The organism is Mucilaginibacter sp. CSA2-8R, assembly GCF_038806765.1.
GTDB lineage: Bacteria > Bacteroidota > Bacteroidia > Sphingobacteriales > Sphingobacteriaceae > Mucilaginibacter.
Window position 1 is genome coordinate 2,654,519 of sequence record NZ_CP152389.1, and the last position, 16,670, is coordinate 2,671,188.

General features: G+C 42.1%; 19 protein-coding genes. 9 read left to right on the plus strand and 10 right to left on the minus strand.

Going from position 1 to position 16,670, the window contains the following annotated elements:
- The first annotated feature begins 19 nt into the window (after positions 1 to 19).
- From AAGR14_RS11050 to AAGR14_RS11060, 3 genes are all read left to right on the plus strand, one after another.
- On the plus strand, positions 20 to 1,720 hold the full coding sequence (locus AAGR14_RS11050; RefSeq protein WP_342648656.1) for a M3 family oligoendopeptidase: 1,701 nt from the start codon (positions 20 to 22) through the stop codon (positions 1,718 to 1,720).
- A 96-nt stretch (positions 1,721 to 1,816) separates the two neighbouring features.
- Positions 1,817 to 3,211: a DNA/RNA non-specific endonuclease gene (locus tag AAGR14_RS11055; protein ID WP_342648657.1), complete on the plus strand. Its 1,395-nt coding sequence runs from the start codon at positions 1,817 to 1,819 to the stop codon at positions 3,209 to 3,211.
- Between the two features lie 85 nt (positions 3,212 to 3,296).
- Positions 3,297 to 3,761 carry a DUF2147 domain-containing protein gene (locus AAGR14_RS11060; RefSeq protein WP_342648658.1) on the plus strand — a complete coding sequence of 155 codons (465 nt, stop codon included), beginning with the start codon at positions 3,297 to 3,299 and terminating at the stop codon, positions 3,759 to 3,761.
- A gap of 8 nt (positions 3,762 to 3,769) precedes the next feature.
- Here the strand turns inward: AAGR14_RS11060 and trxA are convergent, their stop codons facing one another.
- Positions 3,770 to 4,066: a thioredoxin gene (gene trxA, locus AAGR14_RS11065; RefSeq protein WP_342648659.1), complete on the minus strand. Its 297-nt coding sequence runs from the start codon at positions 4,064 to 4,066 to the stop codon at positions 3,770 to 3,772.
- Between the two features lie 197 nt (positions 4,067 to 4,263).
- On the opposite strand from trxA, the gene AAGR14_RS11070 reads away from it, so the two are divergent.
- The 4 genes from AAGR14_RS11070 to AAGR14_RS11085 all read left to right on the plus strand — a co-directional run bounded on the left by AAGR14_RS11070 (position 4,264) and on the right by AAGR14_RS11085 (position 6,476).
- A complete protein-coding gene (locus AAGR14_RS11070) occupies positions 4,264 to 4,614 on the plus strand; it encodes a cupin domain-containing protein (protein WP_342648660.1) in 351 nt (116 codons plus the stop codon).
- Positions 4,615 to 4,728: 114 nt separating this feature from the next.
- Positions 4,729 to 4,968, plus strand: coding sequence for a hypothetical protein (locus AAGR14_RS11075; RefSeq protein WP_342648661.1), 240 nt, complete (start codon positions 4,729 to 4,731; stop codon positions 4,966 to 4,968).
- A gap of 75 nt (positions 4,969 to 5,043) precedes the next feature.
- Positions 5,044 to 5,844 (plus strand): SDR family oxidoreductase, encoded by an 801-nt coding sequence (locus AAGR14_RS11080; RefSeq protein WP_342648662.1) that lies wholly within the window; start codon positions 5,044 to 5,046, stop codon positions 5,842 to 5,844.
- 125 nt (positions 5,845 to 5,969) lie between these two features.
- Complete coding sequence (locus AAGR14_RS11085) at positions 5,970 to 6,476, plus strand: GNAT family N-acetyltransferase (RefSeq protein WP_342648663.1); 507 nt, start codon at positions 5,970 to 5,972, stop codon at positions 6,474 to 6,476.
- Between the two features lie 84 nt (positions 6,477 to 6,560).
- On the opposite strand, the gene AAGR14_RS11090 is transcribed toward AAGR14_RS11085, so the two are convergent.
- From AAGR14_RS11090 to argB, 5 genes are all read right to left on the minus strand, one after another.
- Positions 6,561 to 6,872: a hypothetical protein gene (locus AAGR14_RS11090; RefSeq protein WP_342648664.1), complete on the minus strand. Its 312-nt coding sequence runs from the start codon at positions 6,870 to 6,872 to the stop codon at positions 6,561 to 6,563.
- A gap of 9 nt (positions 6,873 to 6,881) precedes the next feature.
- On the minus strand, positions 6,882 to 7,601 hold the full coding sequence (locus tag AAGR14_RS11095) for a pirin family protein (RefSeq protein ID WP_342648665.1): 720 nt from the start codon (positions 7,599 to 7,601) through the stop codon (positions 6,882 to 6,884).
- A 135-nt stretch (positions 7,602 to 7,736) separates the two neighbouring features.
- Positions 7,737 to 9,110 (minus strand): aspartate kinase, encoded by a 1,374-nt coding sequence (locus AAGR14_RS11100; protein WP_342648666.1) that lies wholly within the window; start codon positions 9,108 to 9,110, stop codon positions 7,737 to 7,739.
- Between the two features lie 70 nt (positions 9,111 to 9,180).
- The gene (proC, locus tag AAGR14_RS11105; RefSeq protein WP_342648667.1) at positions 9,181 to 9,993 is read right to left on the minus strand and encodes a pyrroline-5-carboxylate reductase; all 813 of its coding nucleotides are present in this window, start codon (positions 9,991 to 9,993) and stop codon (positions 9,181 to 9,183) included.
- Positions 9,994 to 9,996: 3 nt separating this feature from the next.
- A complete protein-coding gene (gene argB / locus AAGR14_RS11110; protein ID WP_342648668.1) occupies positions 9,997 to 10,788 on the minus strand; it encodes an acetylglutamate kinase in 792 nt (263 codons plus the stop codon).
- A 205-nt stretch (positions 10,789 to 10,993) separates the two neighbouring features.
- Here argB and AAGR14_RS11115 point away from each other — a divergent pair, with 205 nt between their 5' ends.
- Positions 10,994 to 12,304 (plus strand): NAD(P)/FAD-dependent oxidoreductase, encoded by a 1,311-nt coding sequence (locus AAGR14_RS11115; protein ID WP_342648669.1) that lies wholly within the window; start codon positions 10,994 to 10,996, stop codon positions 12,302 to 12,304.
- 104 nt (positions 12,305 to 12,408) lie between these two features.
- On the plus strand, positions 12,409 to 12,648 hold the full coding sequence (locus AAGR14_RS11120; RefSeq protein ID WP_342648670.1) for a hypothetical protein: 240 nt from the start codon (positions 12,409 to 12,411) through the stop codon (positions 12,646 to 12,648).
- Positions 12,649 to 12,865: 217 nt separating this feature from the next.
- Here the strand turns inward: AAGR14_RS11120 and AAGR14_RS11125 are convergent, their stop codons facing one another.
- Genes AAGR14_RS11125 through argC form a run of 4 tightly spaced genes read right to left on the minus strand, consistent with a single transcriptional unit; the run spans position 12,866 to position 16,670 of the window.
- Positions 12,866 to 13,486, minus strand: coding sequence for an FMN-binding negative transcriptional regulator (locus AAGR14_RS11125; RefSeq protein ID WP_342648671.1), 621 nt, complete (start codon positions 13,484 to 13,486; stop codon positions 12,866 to 12,868).
- A gap of 12 nt (positions 13,487 to 13,498) precedes the next feature.
- Complete coding sequence (locus tag AAGR14_RS11130; RefSeq protein WP_342648672.1) at positions 13,499 to 14,452, minus strand: N-acetylornithine carbamoyltransferase; 954 nt, start codon at positions 14,450 to 14,452, stop codon at positions 13,499 to 13,501.
- Between the two features lie 40 nt (positions 14,453 to 14,492).
- On the minus strand, positions 14,493 to 15,635 hold the full coding sequence (locus tag AAGR14_RS11135; protein WP_342648673.1) for an aminotransferase class III-fold pyridoxal phosphate-dependent enzyme: 1,143 nt from the start codon (positions 15,633 to 15,635) through the stop codon (positions 14,493 to 14,495).
- Between the two features lie 33 nt (positions 15,636 to 15,668).
- On the minus strand, positions 15,669 to 16,670 hold the full coding sequence (gene argC / locus AAGR14_RS11140) for an N-acetyl-gamma-glutamyl-phosphate reductase (protein ID WP_342648695.1): 1,002 nt from the start codon (positions 16,668 to 16,670) through the stop codon (positions 15,669 to 15,671).

A 16,670-nucleotide genomic window follows, 5' to 3' on the forward strand; every position in this document is an offset into this window, starting at 1 on the left:
TTCTTAACAACTATATACTATGATTTCTGCCAAAGAAAGAAAATACATTCCTGCCCAGCTACAAACCAACTGGGAGAACCTCGAACCTCTGTTTAAAGAATTAAGCGAAAGGCCGATAAACTCGGTAACCGATTTAGAACAATGGTTGCAAGACCGAAGTGAATTGGAAGCTGCTCTTGAAGAAGATTTTGCATGGCGTTATATCCGTATGACCTGCGACACAACCAATGAAGAATTACTTCAGAAGTTTCAGTATTTCGCTACCGAAATCGAACCCAATATTGCGCCATACAATAACGAGTTAAATAAAAAACTGATTGATAACGAGTATCTTGACCAGCTGGATCAGGACAAATACTTTGTATACCTCAGGAGTATCCGTAAATCACTCGAGCTATTCCGCGAAGAGAACATTCCTATACAAACGCAAATACAGGTTGAACAGCAAAAGTACCAGTCAATCACTGGTGCGATGTCTGTACAAATAGGCGACAAGGAGTTTACTTTAGAGCAAGCTGCCGCCTTGTTAAAAGATACTGACCGGGCAAAACGCCAGGAGGCGTGGGAAAAAATTACCGCCCGTCGTTTGCAAGACAAACAGCCGTTAAACGAATTGTTTGATTTGCTATTAGTATTACGTCATAAAGTGGCGCTGAATGCCGGCTTTGAAAACTTCAGGGACTATATGTTTCAGGCACTGGGCCGGTTTGATTACACCCCGCAAGACTGTTATAATTTTCATGAAGCTATAGAAACTGAGGTAGTACCCGTATTGCGCGAGCAAGCTCAGAGACGACGCGAAGCTTTGCATCAGGAAACTTTAAAACCCTGGGACATGGACGTAGACATCACCGGAAAGCCCGCATTGAAACCTTTTCAAAACGGTGCCGATCTGGTTGATAAATCCATTGAGTGTTTTAATCGCATAAACCCCTACCTGGGCGAGCGCCTAGAAATTATGAAAGCTAATGGCTTGTTTGATGTGGAAAGCCGTAAAGGCAAAGCACCCGGTGGTTATAATTACCCATTAGCCGAAACCGGTGCACCATTCATTTTCATGAATTCGGCCAATACATTTCGGGATTTGACAACCATGGTACATGAAGGCGGCCACGCTGTCCATACTTTCCTGACTGCTGATTTAGAATTAAACGATTTTAAGCATTGTCCAAGCGAGGTAGCCGAGTTAGCTTCAATGTCGATGGAGCTGATCTCGATGGATAACTGGGATGTGTATTTTAACAATGAAGAAGAATTAAAACGCGCCAAACGCGACCAACTGATTGATGTTTTGAAAACACTTCCCTGGGTAGCTGTGGTTGACCAGTTTCAGCATTGGTTATATACCAACCCCGATCATACCGATGTGCAGCGTACCGAAGCCTGGGTTCAAATTTATGAGCGTTTTGGTGCTGGCTTTATAGACTGGAGCGAACACCAGGACGCGGAAGCCAACCTTTGGCAAAAACAGCTACATATTTTTGAGGTTCCGTTTTATTACATTGAGTATGGTATGGCTCAATTAGGAGCTATTGCCGTGTGGAAAAATTACAAAGAGAATCCCGAAAAAGGTTTGCAGCAGTATTTAGATGCCTTAAAATTAGGTTACACCAAAACCATCAAAGAAATTTACGAAACTGCGGGCATACAGTTTGATTTTAGTGCAGCCTATGTAAAAGAACTGGCAGCTTTTGTGAAAAGCGAACTTGAAAAAATATAATATACGCTATCTGAGTACTATCTATGCAATCATCTAAGATTGCTATGCTTAAAGCAAGAACACTTTTTTATATTTAAAGTGTTCTTGCTTTTGATCATGAAACCAATCCTTAAACTTTGTGCAGCTGTTGGCTTTTTATTGTTTTTAGCGGGCTGCGATCGCAACAAAAAGACTTACCAATCAGCCGGCGGCGGCAAATTAAACAGCGCCTTAACCGAGAATTTTGAATCGGCTGGTAAAAGTGGTTATAGCCCTGCGCAGATTAAATTAAGCACAGGTAACTGGTATTTAAGCGACGCTTTAATTGCCGGCACCACCAAAGATGCACGCAGCGGAAACCAGTCGGTACGGATCCGCAACCGCGGCGAACTTCGGATGGATTTTGATATAACGGGCGTTGCTCAGGTAACAATCAAGCACGCAGCCTACCAAAAAAACGAGACAGCCCGGTGGCAATTAAAAATGTCGACCGATGGAGGTAGTTCTTATCAACAGGTTGGCCCCGACATCACCTCTAAACAACACCAGTTACAAACTGTAAGCTTCAGCATCAATCAGCAAAAGCCGGTAAGGTTTGAGATTGTCAAAATTTCAGGAGGCAACAACCGCATTAATATTGATGACTTTACCATATTACCAACAGGTTCTGGTAGCACAATAAACACGCAAAACACAGCTACAAACGTTGATCATAGCGCACCCGTAACCGGCGATAACAGCAATTTATTACTGGGCAACCCAAGCAATGCCGTGGCAAATGTGAACGTGCCCGACAATTATTTAATGATAAAGCCGTATTACACACTTAGTTATAATAGGAGCAGGGGCGGACCAAATTGGGTTTGCTGGTACCTGGGTGATGAGTGGCTGGGGTCTGTTAAACGTGTAAACGATTTTAGACCTGATGATAGCTTACCCGATGGCTGGTACAAAGTACAAAGCACCAGTTATGTTGGCAGCGGCTTTGAACGTGGTCACAATTGCCCGTCGGCAGACCGTACGGTATCATTAAAGGCAAACTCAGCAACGTTTTTGATGACTAATATGATTCCGCAGGCACCCGCCAATAATGAAAATACCTGGGGGAATTTAGAGGGTTACGAGCGTATGCTTGTTAATAAAGGTAACGAAGTATATATTATAATGGGTAGCTATGGTCAAGGCGGATATGGCACGCAAGGCAAATTTACTACCATTGATAATGGTCACATCACCGTACCATCTAACGTTTGGAAGGTAATTGTAGTTATACCAAACGGTAATAATGATTTGCAGCGCATCAATGCATCTACCAGGGTAATTGCCGTGAACACGCCAAATAATAACAGCATCAGCGCCGACTGGACTAAATACATTTGTACAGTACGCGACATCGAAAAAACAACGGGTTACAATCTGTTGTCTAAATTACCTAAAGATGTTCAAGATGCTATTGAGACACGAAAGGATAGTGGCATTAGTGCAGACGATGGCTATATTATTAGGTACTAGTTAACAAAGTTTCGCATTCAGATGACTTTGTAAAACATTTGTAATTTTTTCGCCGTTATGTATTATATTAAAACGACGAAGAATTATGGTGAAGCGCATTGCGATGATTGGGTTGATGCTCACTGGTATGAGCTTGCCTCTGACAGCATCTAACTATCGTATTGAACCGTGCGAACGTATATGTGGCAAATGGCGGTCGGAGAAAAAAAACTGTATTGTTCAGGTTTACCGGGACAATGAGGACTATAAAGCCAAGTTGATTTGGTTTGATGATTCGGATGATCCGTCTCACCCAATGGAAACAAGATTAGACATTAAAAATCCCGATGTATCGTTGCGTAGTCGCAAAATTATAGGGACTAATGTTGTTGAAGAACTGGAATATAAACCCAAAACCGATAGTTGGGAAAACGGAGTGATCTACGATGCACAATCCGGTAAAAAGTGGAATTCGTCGGCGCAGATATTACCCGACGGTGCTATGAAAGTAACCGGCTACTGGCATTTTAAATTTATTGGCCGCAGTATGAATTTTTACCGAGTGCAGTAAGTACCCTGTTAAAGATGCTGCTGTATTACCTGTTTAATTTGCGAGGCCTGCATCACACCGCTTTGGCGCCACTTATTTTGCCCGCCTTTGAATAAAATAAGCGTTGGTACACCCTGAATGTTGTAGGCATTAGCTACCGACGGATTTTTATCAATATCTATCTTCACAATTTTTACCCGATCACCCATCTCGTCTTTTACCTGCTTTAATATAGGAGCCATCATTTTACACGGTCCGCACCACTCCGCCGAAAAATCTACCAGTACCGGCTGGTCAGCTTTAATTATATCTGCAAATGTTGCCATCTTCTTAAGTTTAATATATTCAACAAAAATATCGGGTTTCCGTTTTAGGTTGTATTGAACGAAGTCTTTATTTTTTGCCGACAGGATCGGTAAGTAAACACTGGTATATTGTTCAGTTATTATATTCGCACGTTAACAAACATATCTTTCGGATAGCCCTCTAAATTTTAATATCTTAATTTAAAAACGAAATTCTTATGGATACCAATATTTTTAAAAAATTCAGTGATATTAAACCGGTTGAAATGTCAGCGGGTTATATGGCTCAGTTAATACATACCGGCGTAAACACCTTAAATTTCCTGGAAGTAAAAGCCGGAGCAGTATCAGCTATACATACACATATTCATCATCAATGTGCCTTTGTGTTAGAAGGCCAATTTGAGCTTACTGTTAACGGAGAATCACAAATATTGGATACCAATACTTTTGCAATCATCCCACCTAACATACCTCATGGAGGCCGCGCCATAACCGATTGTAAATTGCTGGATATATTTAACCCAATACGCGAAGACTTGCAGGAGTTGCAAGAAAAGCAGGTTTAATGGATTGATACCTCAGTTGATGTGACGCGCACGGCTTTTAATAAATTTTTTCGGCAAAAATTTGGAGTTATGTTTCCATTAGATTAATTTAAGGTTACCTTAATTAATTTAACCATGGATCAGATAAATCGTCCCAACTCCACTTTGGGCTTTTACAGCCCCGACGGATATTTTCAGCCTATCGCCGCATTGAGTACTGCCAACCTCGAATTCGTAAGCAAAACACTTTATGATTTAGAGCAAATGCTCGATCATAATATACATCTTGAACACTATGAAAAGTGTGCATTAATTCGCGACGAAATTATTAGAAGGGCCGTTGCCAAAAAAAGTCGTCAGGCCGAAAGCAACTAATTACATAAATTTTAAAACATTTGCCATAGCTGAACTATTGTTAATTAGTAATTAAAATAATTAACAACTTCAACTATGGCAAATAACAACAAGTATGCACTGATTACCGGTGGTACCTCGGGCATAGGCCGCGAACTGGCCAAAATTTTTGCACGCGAACATTACAACTTAATATTGGTAGCGCGTAACGAGCAGGAATTAAATGCCTGCGCTACTGAGTTTAGGCAAAGCGGAGTAGATGTAATTACCTTAGCCAAAGATTTATTTAACCGTGAGGAGGTTTTCGCCGTTTATGACGAAGTAAAAGCCAAAGGCTTACAGGTTGACGTATTAGTTAACGATGCCGGACAAGGCTATTACGGTGAGTTTAAAGATACTGACATTAATCGCGAACTCGATATTATACAACTTAACATCAGCGCTACCGTTATCTTAACCAAGTGCTTTTTAAAAGACATGGTGGCCCGCAACGACGGCAAAATATTGCAACTGGCATCTATTGCCAGTGTTACGCCAGGCCCTTGGCAGTCAGTGTATCACGGTACTAAAGCGTTTATCCTGTCTTTTTCTGAAGCTATCCGTGAAGAGTTAAAGGACACCAATGTTACGGTAACTGCTCTTTTGCCAGGTGCTACAGATACGGATTTCTTTAATAAAGCCGATATGCAAAATAGCAAAATTGTGCAGGATAAAAGCTCATTGTCTGACCCCGCCGATGTGGCACAGGATGGTTTCAATGCTTTAATGGCCGGAGATGACAAAGTAACATCAGGCTTAAAAAATAAAATGATGGTAGGCATGAGCAATGTAATGCCAGAAACCACAGTTGCACATATGATGAATGAGCAGCAAAAACCAGTTGACGATAACAGCTAAAAGAAACCTTAGTTAGATGATGACACCCTGAAGCCGGTAATTACGCCGGGTTTGGGGTGTTTTTGTTGAAAAGGTTTTTTGTTGGTAGGGTTTAAGAATGTAAGTTTGCGGCCCAACATAGCAACATGCCCATTACTCAAGCTCAGTTATCAGATGTACCGGTGTTAAATAAATTGGTGAACAATGCATACCGTGGCGAAACTTCAAAATTAGGATGGACAAGCGAGAGCCATTTGCTTGAAGGTATTAGAATTGATGAAGATGAACTCAGCAGTTATTTTGCGCGTCCGGAAATTGCTATCTTAAAATACACCAACAGCGAGGATGAAATTGTTGGATGCGTATACCTGGAAAAGACTGCTAACCAGCGTTTGTATTTAGGCATGCTCTCGGTAAATCCGCTTATGCAAAACGCTAGTATTGGCCGGCAATTGCTTATGGCCGCCGACGAATATGCGCGCAGAGAAGATTGTAAATTTATTAAAATATCTGTGATAACCAGCCGACATGAGCTTATTGCCTGGTATCAACGCCGTGGTTTTATGCCTACTGGCGAAACAATTCCTTTAATCACCGAAACCAGCATAGCCAAAGTGCCTGTTGATTTAATGATAATGGAAAAGCCGGTTTAAAATCTTATAAAACGAGCCAAACACCATCGAATCTTTGATGCCGCTGATGTTCGGTTCGATGATTTAACTGACAAGATGCTATGTCTATAAATTATTTTGGTTGAGTGCCTCGTAAATCTCTGCTGTAAGCAAACCACTGCCACCGCCATAATGCTGAATAATTTTACACGATGGGCGATGTGCTGTGAAGTAAGCTCGTAAGTTTTCTTCAGATTCTGGCTCAATGCCGCTGCACAGCATAATCAAATCGAAAATTTCATGATCAAATGCCTGCACGGCTTCTTTATCTGTAAGTGCCGAGGAGCCGGTCCAGTCAGGATTGTTGTTAATCAGCCTAATAACGGTCTCCATAATTTCGGGGTGGCGGCCTATCGCCAGAATCTTAGTTTTTTCCATCACTCTATTTTAAAATTCCATCGGCACTTCCATCAACAAAAACTCTGCCTCTGTTTCGGCAGTAATATCTAACACATCAACATCCCAACTGCCTAAGCCATCTCGGGTGTTAAGTTTCTGTCCGTTAATGGTTACGTCGCCTTTTAAGATAAAAGCATAAACGCCATTATGTGCCTTGTCTTTCAGGCTGTAGGTAACCGATTTACCTTGTTCAAATTTCCCTATATGGAACCAGGCGTTCTGGTAAATCCAAATACCTGCGTCGTCGGGGTCGGGCGATAAAACTTGTTGTAAACGGTTATGACGGTCGGCTAGGTTTAAGGTAAGTTGATCATAACGTGGCGTTACATTTTTTTGATTGGGATAAATCCAGATCTGTAAAAATTTTACCTTTTCATTTTTGTGTGCGTTTTGCTCACTATGGTAAATTCCCGTTCCGGCACTCATCGCTTGTATATCACCCTCGCGGATGATGGCCGCATTACCCATACTATCCTTATGTTCCAGGTCACCTTCCAACGGGATAGAAATAATCTCCATATTATCGTGCGGGTGCCTTCCAAAACCCATACCGCCACTTACGGTATCATCATTAAGCACTCGCAGGGCACCAAAACTCATAGCTTGTGGGTTGTAGTAGCTGCCAAAACTAAAAGTGTGGTAACTATCTAACCAGCCATGATTAGCATGACCCCGGCCTTCTGCTTTATGTAATATTGTGTTTGCCATAATGATTGTTTTCTTATACCAACAAAAGTAAGCCGTATTGTTCGTGCTGTTCTTAATGTATGTTAAGAAATACCGTATAACAAAAAAAGGTTGCCGTTTTAATCCGGCAACCTTTTCCAAGCTTTTTTTAATAGTTTACATCGCTGCGTTCAACGCAATAACGGCGGTATCAAAGTCCTGGCGGTCTACCAAAAATTGTATATTAATTTGTCGTAAAGCAAAACCTGCACTTTTGATATTGATACCAGCTTTAGCTAAAGCACTTGCTGCGCGGGCCAGCAAACCAGGTTGATCCATGTTAGAACTGATTAAGCAAACAATGGCCACTTTTTCGGCGGTTGCCTTTTCAAATTTTAAATGCAGTTCATCATATAGGGCTTTAGTATAATCTTTCTCCCAGATAACGATGGAGATGCTGTTGGCACTGGTTGCTTTAAAATTGTAACTTACATTATGCTTCTTAAAAATTTGCATAATTTCTAAGTCTGTACCAACATTACCAACCATTAACGGATCGTAAATATCAAGCATCATTAATCGGTTGGTGCCGGTAATTACCTCTACTTTTTTCTCAGGAGATACATACTCACGGGTAATCAGTGTACCCGGATGCTCAGGCTCGAACGTATTTTTAACGCGCAGGTTAATGTTATTGATCTCTAAAGGCTTTGATGCTTTCGGGTGAATGGCTTCCATGCCCACGTCAGCCAGTTGGTCAGCCACATCATAATTGGTAAAGCCAATAGGTACACAGTTGTGGATGCCTACCAAAACCGGATCGGCTGAGCATAAGTGATACTCTTTATGGATAATAGCTTCTTGCGGATGCACAGCTACTGCAATTTTGCTAAAGGTAACTTCGGAATAGCCACGGTCAAACTCGCGCATAATACCCTCGGTGCCTTTGGTGTAGCCGGTAGCAATACAGATAGTGCTGGCTAAGTTTATATCTTTAAAGGCCTGCTTAATACGTTCATCAATGGTATATGGCTCATGGTCATGAAATCCGCTCAAATCAACCAAAGTAGCATTGATGCCCATTCCTTGTAAAATACTGGTGAGCACATAAGCAGAATGTGTTTCGCCAATAGAGGCTAAAATCTCACGCGCCGCCTGTAAAATCCCCTCGGTACTTACATAGCCCGACGCCAGTATACCCGACAAATTTTCGAGAAAACCCTGGGCATGGCGCACGTGTTTCTCAATAAATTCGTCAGCTGCAGGCAAATCCAAACCCAACGACTCATATTTTTTGTTAAGCTCTTTAAGCTTTACAATTAAATCTTCCAACGCAGTTCTGAAATTTTCCTGGCGGGCAATTAAATGGTAAACACCAGGTTCGCCGGTCTTTTTGTTTTCGAGCAGTAAATTGGTAACACCCGAAAATGCCGAAACCACAAATATGCGATTGTAAAGCTCGTTGCCGGTACGGTTATATAGGATGACATTTTTTATAACATCCTGCAGGGCACTCATGGAAGTGCCGCCTATTTTTTCAACAGTTAACATCAATCAGTAATTAAAAAGTGCGCTAATCTACTCCGATTAACGCGTCAAAACAATGCTTTTGTACAGAAGCTTAACTTTCTTTGGTGTATAAAGCCCCGGCTTTTTCGGCCGACAATTTAATACCTTTTATCAGTGCAGAACTAAAGCCATGGTGCTCCATCTCATTAAGCCCGGCAATGGTGCATCCTTTAGGCGACGTTACTTTGTCAATCTCCTGCTCAGGGTGCGAGGCTAATTGCAGAAGCAAATCGGCAGCACCTTTAGCAGTTTGGGCAGCCATTTTAAGCGCATCATGAGCATGGAAACCAATTTCGGTACCGCCTTGCGATGCAGCACGAATAGAGCGCAAAAAGAACGCTATACCGCAGGCGCATAATGCAGTAGCTGAGGTCATGAGTTCTTCATTAATCTGAACGGTGATGCCCACAGTATCAAAAATAGATTGTACCACGGCCATGCTTTCGGCACTGGCTTTATCGGTAGCAATACAAGTCATGGAGTGGCCTATGGCAATAGCGGTGTTAGGCATGGCACGCACTACTTGTACATCCATATTCAATTGTTTACGAATATCTTCGCAACTTACACCCGACACTACCGAAATCAGCAGGTGCTCGCCCGAGCGGATCGCCGGTTTTATTTCGTTCAGAAGCTTATTGAGTTGTTGCGGTAGTATAGCCAACACGACGATATCAGCATTTCGTACGGCCTGCGCGTTGTCAGACGTGGTGCCTAAACCGGCTTCGGCCAAACTGGCTAAAGCCATAACGTTACGGCGGGTAAGGGTTATTTGCTCAGGCTCGTATTTATTAGCCTTAATTAATCCTTTGGCCAATGATAAACCTATATTACCACTGCCTAAAATAGCGATGTTCCTATTCATAGTTTAATTACTTAATCGTGTTCCGAAGGGTTGATTTTGCTGCAAGTTTTTTAATTCATCAGACTTACCAATAACTACCGCTTTTACACCATTACCAATGGCTGCAAAAGCATTATCAAGCTTGGGTAACATCCCACTGTGAATTATTTGATCTTTTTTTAACTCATCGTAGCGTTGCGGATTAATTTCTCTGATCAACGATTCCTCATTGTTGATGTCTTGCAGCACCCCTTTTTTCTCAAAGCAATAGATCAATGTAGTTTCATAATGGGCTGATAAAGCGACGGCTAATGCCGAGGCAATAGTATCGGCATTGGTATTAAGCATTTGTCCGTCGCCATCATGTGTTAACGCACAAAAAGTCGGGGTAAAACCCGCTTCTATTAAAGCACTTAAATTAACCGCATTTACCGACTCATTATTAATATCGCCTACAAAACCGTAGTCGATAGTTTTGACGGGGCGCTTCGTGGCCTTAATGAAGTTACCGTCGGCTCCGGTAAGTCCAATAGCATTGGTGCCAAAGCGCTGCAACTGTGCTACAATATTTTTATTGATAAGCCCAGCATATACCATAGTTACTACGCGGAGGGTTTCAATGTCAGTAATGCGCCTGCCATCCACCAGCTTAGCTTCTATACCCATTTGCTCCGAAATCTGGGTAGCTATTTTACCGCCGCCATGAACCAGTATTTTATAACCGTCTAAAGCCGTGAAATCTTTCAAAAAGTGATAAAGATTTTCAGAATTATCAATTACGTTTCCGCCTATCTTAATAATATATAAAGGTTTCATAACACTGATTTTGAGCTAAATTCGCTAACCGAGGCTATAATAGTTATTTTCTATAACATAAATCATAAAAAAGGTGATTCCATATAAAGAAAACAGCAAAGTGCCTTGTTCATTGCGATTTTGATACCAATGATTATTTATAAAAATAATCTGCCAAACATAAATTACCTAACACAGGTTCTACAGTAAATTTTTACTATTGCAGATGGCTGATATGTTTTTAGGAAAATCGTCTGGTAAACCACGTGTGGTTATCATTGGCGGTGGCTTTGGCGGCGTAAACGTTGGGCGGCACCTGCGCAACGAAGACGTTGAGGTGGTAATGATAGATAAACATAACTATCACACTTTTCAGCCATTACTGTATCAGGTGGCAATAGGTGCTATTGAGGCTGATGCGGTAGGATTTCCCATCCGCCGTATTTTTACCGGCTATAAAAACTTTGCTTTTCACATGGCCGAAGTGCAAAAAATAAACGCTGATACCAGCAGTGTGAGCACATCCTTAGGCGATATACATTACGATTATTTGGTGATAGCTACCGGAGCTAATACCAACTACTTTGGCAATAAAGAAATTGAGCATTTTACCATGCCGATGAAAAATATACCGGAGGCACTAAATATTCGTAGCTCGGTGTTGCAAAACCTCGAAAAGGCAGCCGTTACCGCTGATAAAGCCGAGCGCGATGCGCTATTAACCTTTGTAGTAGTAGGTGGCGGACCAACGGGAGCAGAGTTGTCAGGAGCGCTTGCCGAAATGCGTACAAATATGCTTTGCAAAGATTTTCCGGATTTGAAGCCTGACGATATGAAAGTATACCTAGCTGAAGGGAAGCCCAAACTAATTGCTGCCATGTCTGAACAGGCCTCGGTAAAAGCTAAAGAGTTTTTATCCGACATGGGTGTAATTATTTATAATGACGTGCATGTAACCAGTTATAACGGTGATGAACTTAAAATTGATAATGGCGTTACTGTGCGGACAAAAAACGTTTTTTGGGCAGCAGGAGTGAAAGGAGAAGTGCCGGAAGGTATATCACAAGACATTGTTGTACGCGGTGCGCGAATACAAACCGACGAGATTAGCCGGGTTAAAGGCTATCAAAACGTATTTGCTATTGGCGATGTTGCGGCCATGATTACGCCCGACTCGCCCGAGGGGCATCCGGGTGTTGCACCCGTAGCCATACAGCAGGGGGCACATTTGGCCAAAAACATAATCAATATAATAAAGGGACAGAAGACCGAACCTTTTAAGTATCACGACAAAGGATCGTTGGCTACCATTGGTCGAAACAAAGCCGTTGCCGATTTAGGCAAACTGCATTTTCAGGGCTTTTTCGCTTGGCTCATCTGGATGTTTGTGCATGTGATGTCGTTGGCCGGGTTTAGTAACAAACTAGTGGTTTTTTGCAATTGGGTAATTAACTACTTCACTAAAAACACAGACAACAGATTAATCATCCGATATTTTAATAAAGAAACAATGATGACCGAACCGGTTGCAAAGTAAGCCCGCATTTGAGTGCTGAAATAAGTATTAAACTTTTAATTAATTGTGTTAACAAATTCTGTAATGTGTTGTTGTTAAATTAATAAACAACTAAAACTCAAATCATGGCAACAAATTTCAATCCTGAACATAGCGAAGGCCCAGTGGCTAAAGCTATTGAGCAGCAAACGGCCAAGCTACCATCCGACTTGTTTTTATGGGCGGCATTAGGTTCAATGGCTACATCGGCAACATTGAAAATTTTAAAGAAAGACAAAACCGCTTTGTTTGTTGGCCAATGGGCAGCACCGTTTTTGCTGTTAGGCTTGTACAACAAATTAGTGAAATTAGAAGGAAGTGATTGAGATGCACTATCTTTTAAATAAAGCCGGTTAAAATCAAATTTAACCGGCTTTGTTATTTTATTAATCGCGAAGGCTGCACGAGCATCCTGTTCGGCATATTAAACATTTATTGGTAATGCACCACAAAGCACGCTTATGTTTATAATGTTTTTTGATATTGTTATTGCAGAGGCTAAATAAAATGATAAGTGCTTGGGCAAACACCTTATAATAAGGTTTACTTATTCCGATTATAATCCTGTACCATATAGTCGGCAATAGTTTGCTCGTTTGCATCTGTGCTGTGACTGAAAGCACTGATGATGGATTGCCGATCGGTATCTGTTCTGTTTTGGCTCAGCTTCTTTTTGCCTTGCAAGTCGGTGACGGTAATTTTAAACAACACAATGCCTTTACATAGCTTCAGTTTATACTCGAGCGGGAAGCCGGACCATTGCTTGAGGTACCCGGCATCATAATATGTAATCATACGCTCAAGCTCACGCAATTGTTCCGTCTCATCTTCAACTAGTTGCACTTGCCCATAAGCATGCACTGCGAGGTAATTCCATGTTGGTACGTTCAACTCCTTTTCGTAAAGCTTCGGAGCGATGTAAGCATGTGGTTCGGTAAAGATAACCAACGAATTACCGCTGAGTAAATCCGCAGACTGGGTATTGGCTTTCGCCAAATGCGAATAAAGGACAACACGCTCATCATGTTGTTCTACCACGAAGGGCAGATGAGTAGCTACCGGCAAACCGCCGGAAACGTTGATAAGCGTAGCGAAGCTGTAACGCTGCATAAAATTTACAGCTTCGCCAATATCACTAATGTTAAAATGTTTGGGAATGTACACGTTTGGCTTAGGTTACAAACCTTGTAAAATTTGCTTCAACACTGCCTGCGCAGCCCAAACACGATTGCCAGCTTCGTGGATAACAGCCGAATGCGGACCATCCAGTATCTCGTCCGATAACTCGATATTGCGGCGTACTGGCAAACAATGCATTACTTTAGCATTATTACTCTGCTGCAGGCTTTCGTTAGTGAGCATCCAATTATCGTAGTTTCCTAAACCTGGCATTTCACCATAAGGTTCATAGGCCGACCAGTTTTTTACATAAATAAAGTCCGCATCTTTTAATGCTTCCTGCTGGTTATGTGTTATAGTTGCGCCTTCAGTAAACTCAGTGCTTAGCTCGTACCCTTCGGGATGAGTAATCACAAAATCAACGTTGGCACGGCACATCCATTCTGCGAATGAATTAGGTACGGCCTGAGGCAGTGGTTTTATATGCGGCGCCCAGGTCAGTACAACTTTTGGCCGCTCAACCGATTTAAGCTCTGTAATAGTAATCAAATCGGCCAGGCTCTGCAGCGGATGGCGTGTAGCCGATTCCAGGCTTACCACTGGTACACCACAGAATTCCACAAACTTGTTAAAAATAGTTTCGCTGTAATCCTCTTCGCGGTTCTTAAGTCCCGGAAAAGAACGAACTCCAATGATATCAACATACTGGCCTAAAACAGCGGCGGCTTCACGTATATGTTCAACTGTGGTGCCATTCATTATGGCGCCGTCCTGCAATTCCAGCGCCCAACCTTCTTTATCAATATTAAGCACCATGGCATTCATACCCAAATTAAGCGCTGCTTTCTGGGTACTCATACGCGTGCGCAAGCTTGGATTTAAGAATATTAATCCGATACTTTTATTTTTACCCAATTGCTGATTAACGTATGGGTTTTGCTTTAGCGCTAAAGCCTCGGCTACCAAGGCGTTTATATCAGTAACATCGTGTACAGATGTAAATTGTTTCATTCTTGCGTTGTATGCTGCCTACTAACGGCTGTATTAATAGTTAGGCTACTACCGGTACAGATTTTAAAGTGGTGGCGAAAGCCTCCAAAAACCGGTCGGCGTGAGCTTGAGTTAAATTAAGTGCCGGCAGTAAGCGTACCACGTTGGGTTTTGCTTCGCCGGTAAATATGTGGTGCTTATAAAGCAGATCTTTACGCACGTTGGCCAATTCTTCTGGTAATTCAATACCGATCATTAAGCCACGGCCCCTAACTTCTTTAACCTGGTCAAAATTTTTCAGCTCATCAATCAGGTACTGGCCAACAGTGGCTGCATTTTGCATCAGGTTGTCTTGCTCCATTACCTCAAGCACAGCTAAACCAGCCGCACATGCCAAATGGTTACCGCCAAAAGTGGTGCCCAACATGCCGTAAGCCGGCTTAATTTTAGGCGATATACTAATGCCGCCAATCGGGAAACCATTACCCATACCTTTGGCCATGCTGTAAATGTCGGCTTCAACACCGGCAAAATCATGCGAGTAAAACTTGCCGGTACGGCCATAGCCACATTGCACCGAATCCGCTATAAACACAGCGTTATGTTCATCACAAAGCGCACGGATTTTTTGCAGAAAGCTTTCAGTAGCTACCTGTATACCGCCTACACCCTGGATACCTTCAATAATGACCGATGATATTTCGTTATCCGCGAAAGCTTGCTCCAAAGCGGCTTCATCGCACCATGGCAAAAAGATAACGTTGTCTGTTTCATTTACCGGCGCAACAATGTTAGGGTTGTCGGTAGCAGCAACAGCAAGAGACGTGCGACCGTGGAAAGCTCTATGAAAGGCAATCACTTTCTTTTTACCATTGTAAAAAGATGCCAGCTTTAAGGCGTTTTCATTCGCTTCGGCACCCGAATTACATAAAAATAGTTGATAGTTAGTTTTGCCCGATACCTGACCTAATTTTTCGGCCAGTTGCTTTTGCAGCGGAATTTCAACAGAGTTTGAATAAAAACCTATTTGATGTAATTGGTTTTCCAATCGTTCAACGTATCGGGGATTGGTATGACCGATAGAAATAACGGCATGACCGCCATACATATCCAGATACTCGGTGCCCTGAGCATCATAAACCAAACTGCCAACACCCTTTACAATCTCGATTGGATTTATAGGGTAAACATCAAATAAATTCATTGTGCAATGAAGTTTGTAGTAAAAAATATATAATTAAAATGCTACAGCCTTCAGTTTAAGGCCTGTAGCTTCTTCTAAACCAAAAAGTAAATTCATGTTTTGTACCGCCTGGCCGGATGCACCTTTTAATAAATTATCCATTATACTAATGATGAATATTTTATCTCCTTTTTTCTGCACCTGGATGAAGCATTTGTTAGTATTTACGATCTGCTTTAAGTCAATGTTACGGGTGGTGACGTGCGTAAAAGGGTGTCCTGCGTAATAATCTGTATACAACTTTATAGATTCGTCTGCACTTAAGTCGCAATCCAGATACATAGAGGCAATAATGCCGCGGGTAAAATCGCCGCGGTAAGGTATAAAGTTGATTGCGCGGTCAAATCCCGGCTGTAATTGCCTTAATGATTGCCCGATCTCGTTTAAATGCTGATGGTCAAAAGCTTTATAAACCGAAAGATTATCATTACGCCAGGTAAAATGCGAAGTAGGGGATAAACCTTGTCCGGCACCGGTTGAACCGGTAGTAGCTGTAATATGCACTTCGTTTTTTAAATGCCCACCGGCTGCCAGCGGCAGTAAGCCCAATTGCAAACAAGTAGCAAAGCAACCCGGATTGGCAATGTTAGGCGCTTGTTTAATGGCATCGCGGTTTAACTCCGGCAAGCCGTAGACAAACTGCCGTGCAGAATTAGTATCCTGGTAAGTTATAGAAGCCTTGTCCTGCAACCTAAAATCCTGGCTCAAATCAATTATCTTTACCTTCTCCGGAAACGGATTAGCTTCTAAAAACTTGCGGGCATCTCCATGGCCAACACACAAAAACAACACATCGACTTCAGTAGACAACTCACCAGAAAATTTTAATTCGGTATCGCCAAACAGATCGGTATGTACCTCGTACACATTATTGCCTGCGTTACTATTGCTATGCACAAATGCAATGTCAACTTGCGGGTGATTAAGCAATATGCGTAACAACTCGCCGCCGGTGTAACCAGCGCCGCCAATAACGCCTGCCTTTATTTTTGCCAT

What these genes read in the sequence shown, in the direction of transcription:
- AAGR14_RS11050 (WP_342648656.1), top strand. Translation starts at nt 20, where the DNA reads ATGATTTCTGCCAAAGAAAGAAAATACATTCCTGCCCAGCTACAAACC.
- AAGR14_RS11055 (WP_342648657.1), top strand. Translation starts at nt 1,817, where the DNA reads ATGAAACCAATCCTTAAACTTTGTGCAGCTGTTGGCTTTTTATTGTTT.
- AAGR14_RS11060 (WP_342648658.1), top strand. Translation starts at nt 3,297, where the DNA reads ATGGTGAAGCGCATTGCGATGATTGGGTTGATGCTCACTGGTATGAGC.
- trxA (WP_342648659.1), bottom strand. Translation starts at nt 4,066, where the DNA reads ATGGCAACATTTGCAGATATAATTAAAGCTGACCAGCCGGTACTGGTA.
- AAGR14_RS11070 (WP_342648660.1), top strand. Translation starts at nt 4,264, where the DNA reads ATGGATACCAATATTTTTAAAAAATTCAGTGATATTAAACCGGTTGAA.
- AAGR14_RS11075 (WP_342648661.1), top strand. Translation starts at nt 4,729, where the DNA reads ATGGATCAGATAAATCGTCCCAACTCCACTTTGGGCTTTTACAGCCCC.
- AAGR14_RS11080 (WP_342648662.1), top strand. Translation starts at nt 5,044, where the DNA reads ATGGCAAATAACAACAAGTATGCACTGATTACCGGTGGTACCTCGGGC.
- AAGR14_RS11085 (WP_342648663.1), top strand. Translation starts at nt 5,970, where the DNA reads ATGCCCATTACTCAAGCTCAGTTATCAGATGTACCGGTGTTAAATAAA.
- AAGR14_RS11090 (WP_342648664.1), bottom strand. Translation starts at nt 6,872, where the DNA reads ATGGAAAAAACTAAGATTCTGGCGATAGGCCGCCACCCCGAAATTATG.
- AAGR14_RS11095 (WP_342648665.1), bottom strand. Translation starts at nt 7,601, where the DNA reads ATGGCAAACACAATATTACATAAAGCAGAAGGCCGGGGTCATGCTAAT.
- AAGR14_RS11100 (WP_342648666.1), bottom strand. Translation starts at nt 9,110, where the DNA reads ATGTTAACTGTTGAAAAAATAGGCGGCACTTCCATGAGTGCCCTGCAG.
- proC (WP_342648667.1), bottom strand. Translation starts at nt 9,993, where the DNA reads ATGAATAGGAACATCGCTATTTTAGGCAGTGGTAATATAGGTTTATCA.
- argB (WP_342648668.1), bottom strand. Translation starts at nt 10,788, where the DNA reads ATGAAACCTTTATATATTATTAAGATAGGCGGAAACGTAATTGATAAT.
- AAGR14_RS11115 (WP_342648669.1), top strand. Translation starts at nt 10,994, where the DNA reads ATGGCTGATATGTTTTTAGGAAAATCGTCTGGTAAACCACGTGTGGTT.
- AAGR14_RS11120 (WP_342648670.1), top strand. Translation starts at nt 12,409, where the DNA reads ATGGCAACAAATTTCAATCCTGAACATAGCGAAGGCCCAGTGGCTAAA.
- AAGR14_RS11130 (WP_342648672.1), bottom strand. Translation starts at nt 14,452, where the DNA reads ATGAAACAATTTACATCTGTACACGATGTTACTGATATAAACGCCTTG.
- AAGR14_RS11135 (WP_342648673.1), bottom strand. Translation starts at nt 15,635, where the DNA reads ATGAATTTATTTGATGTTTACCCTATAAATCCAATCGAGATTGTAAAG.
- argC (WP_342648695.1), bottom strand. Translation starts at nt 16,670, where the DNA reads ATGGCAAAAATAAAGGCAGGCGTTATTGGCGGCGCTGGTTACACCGGC.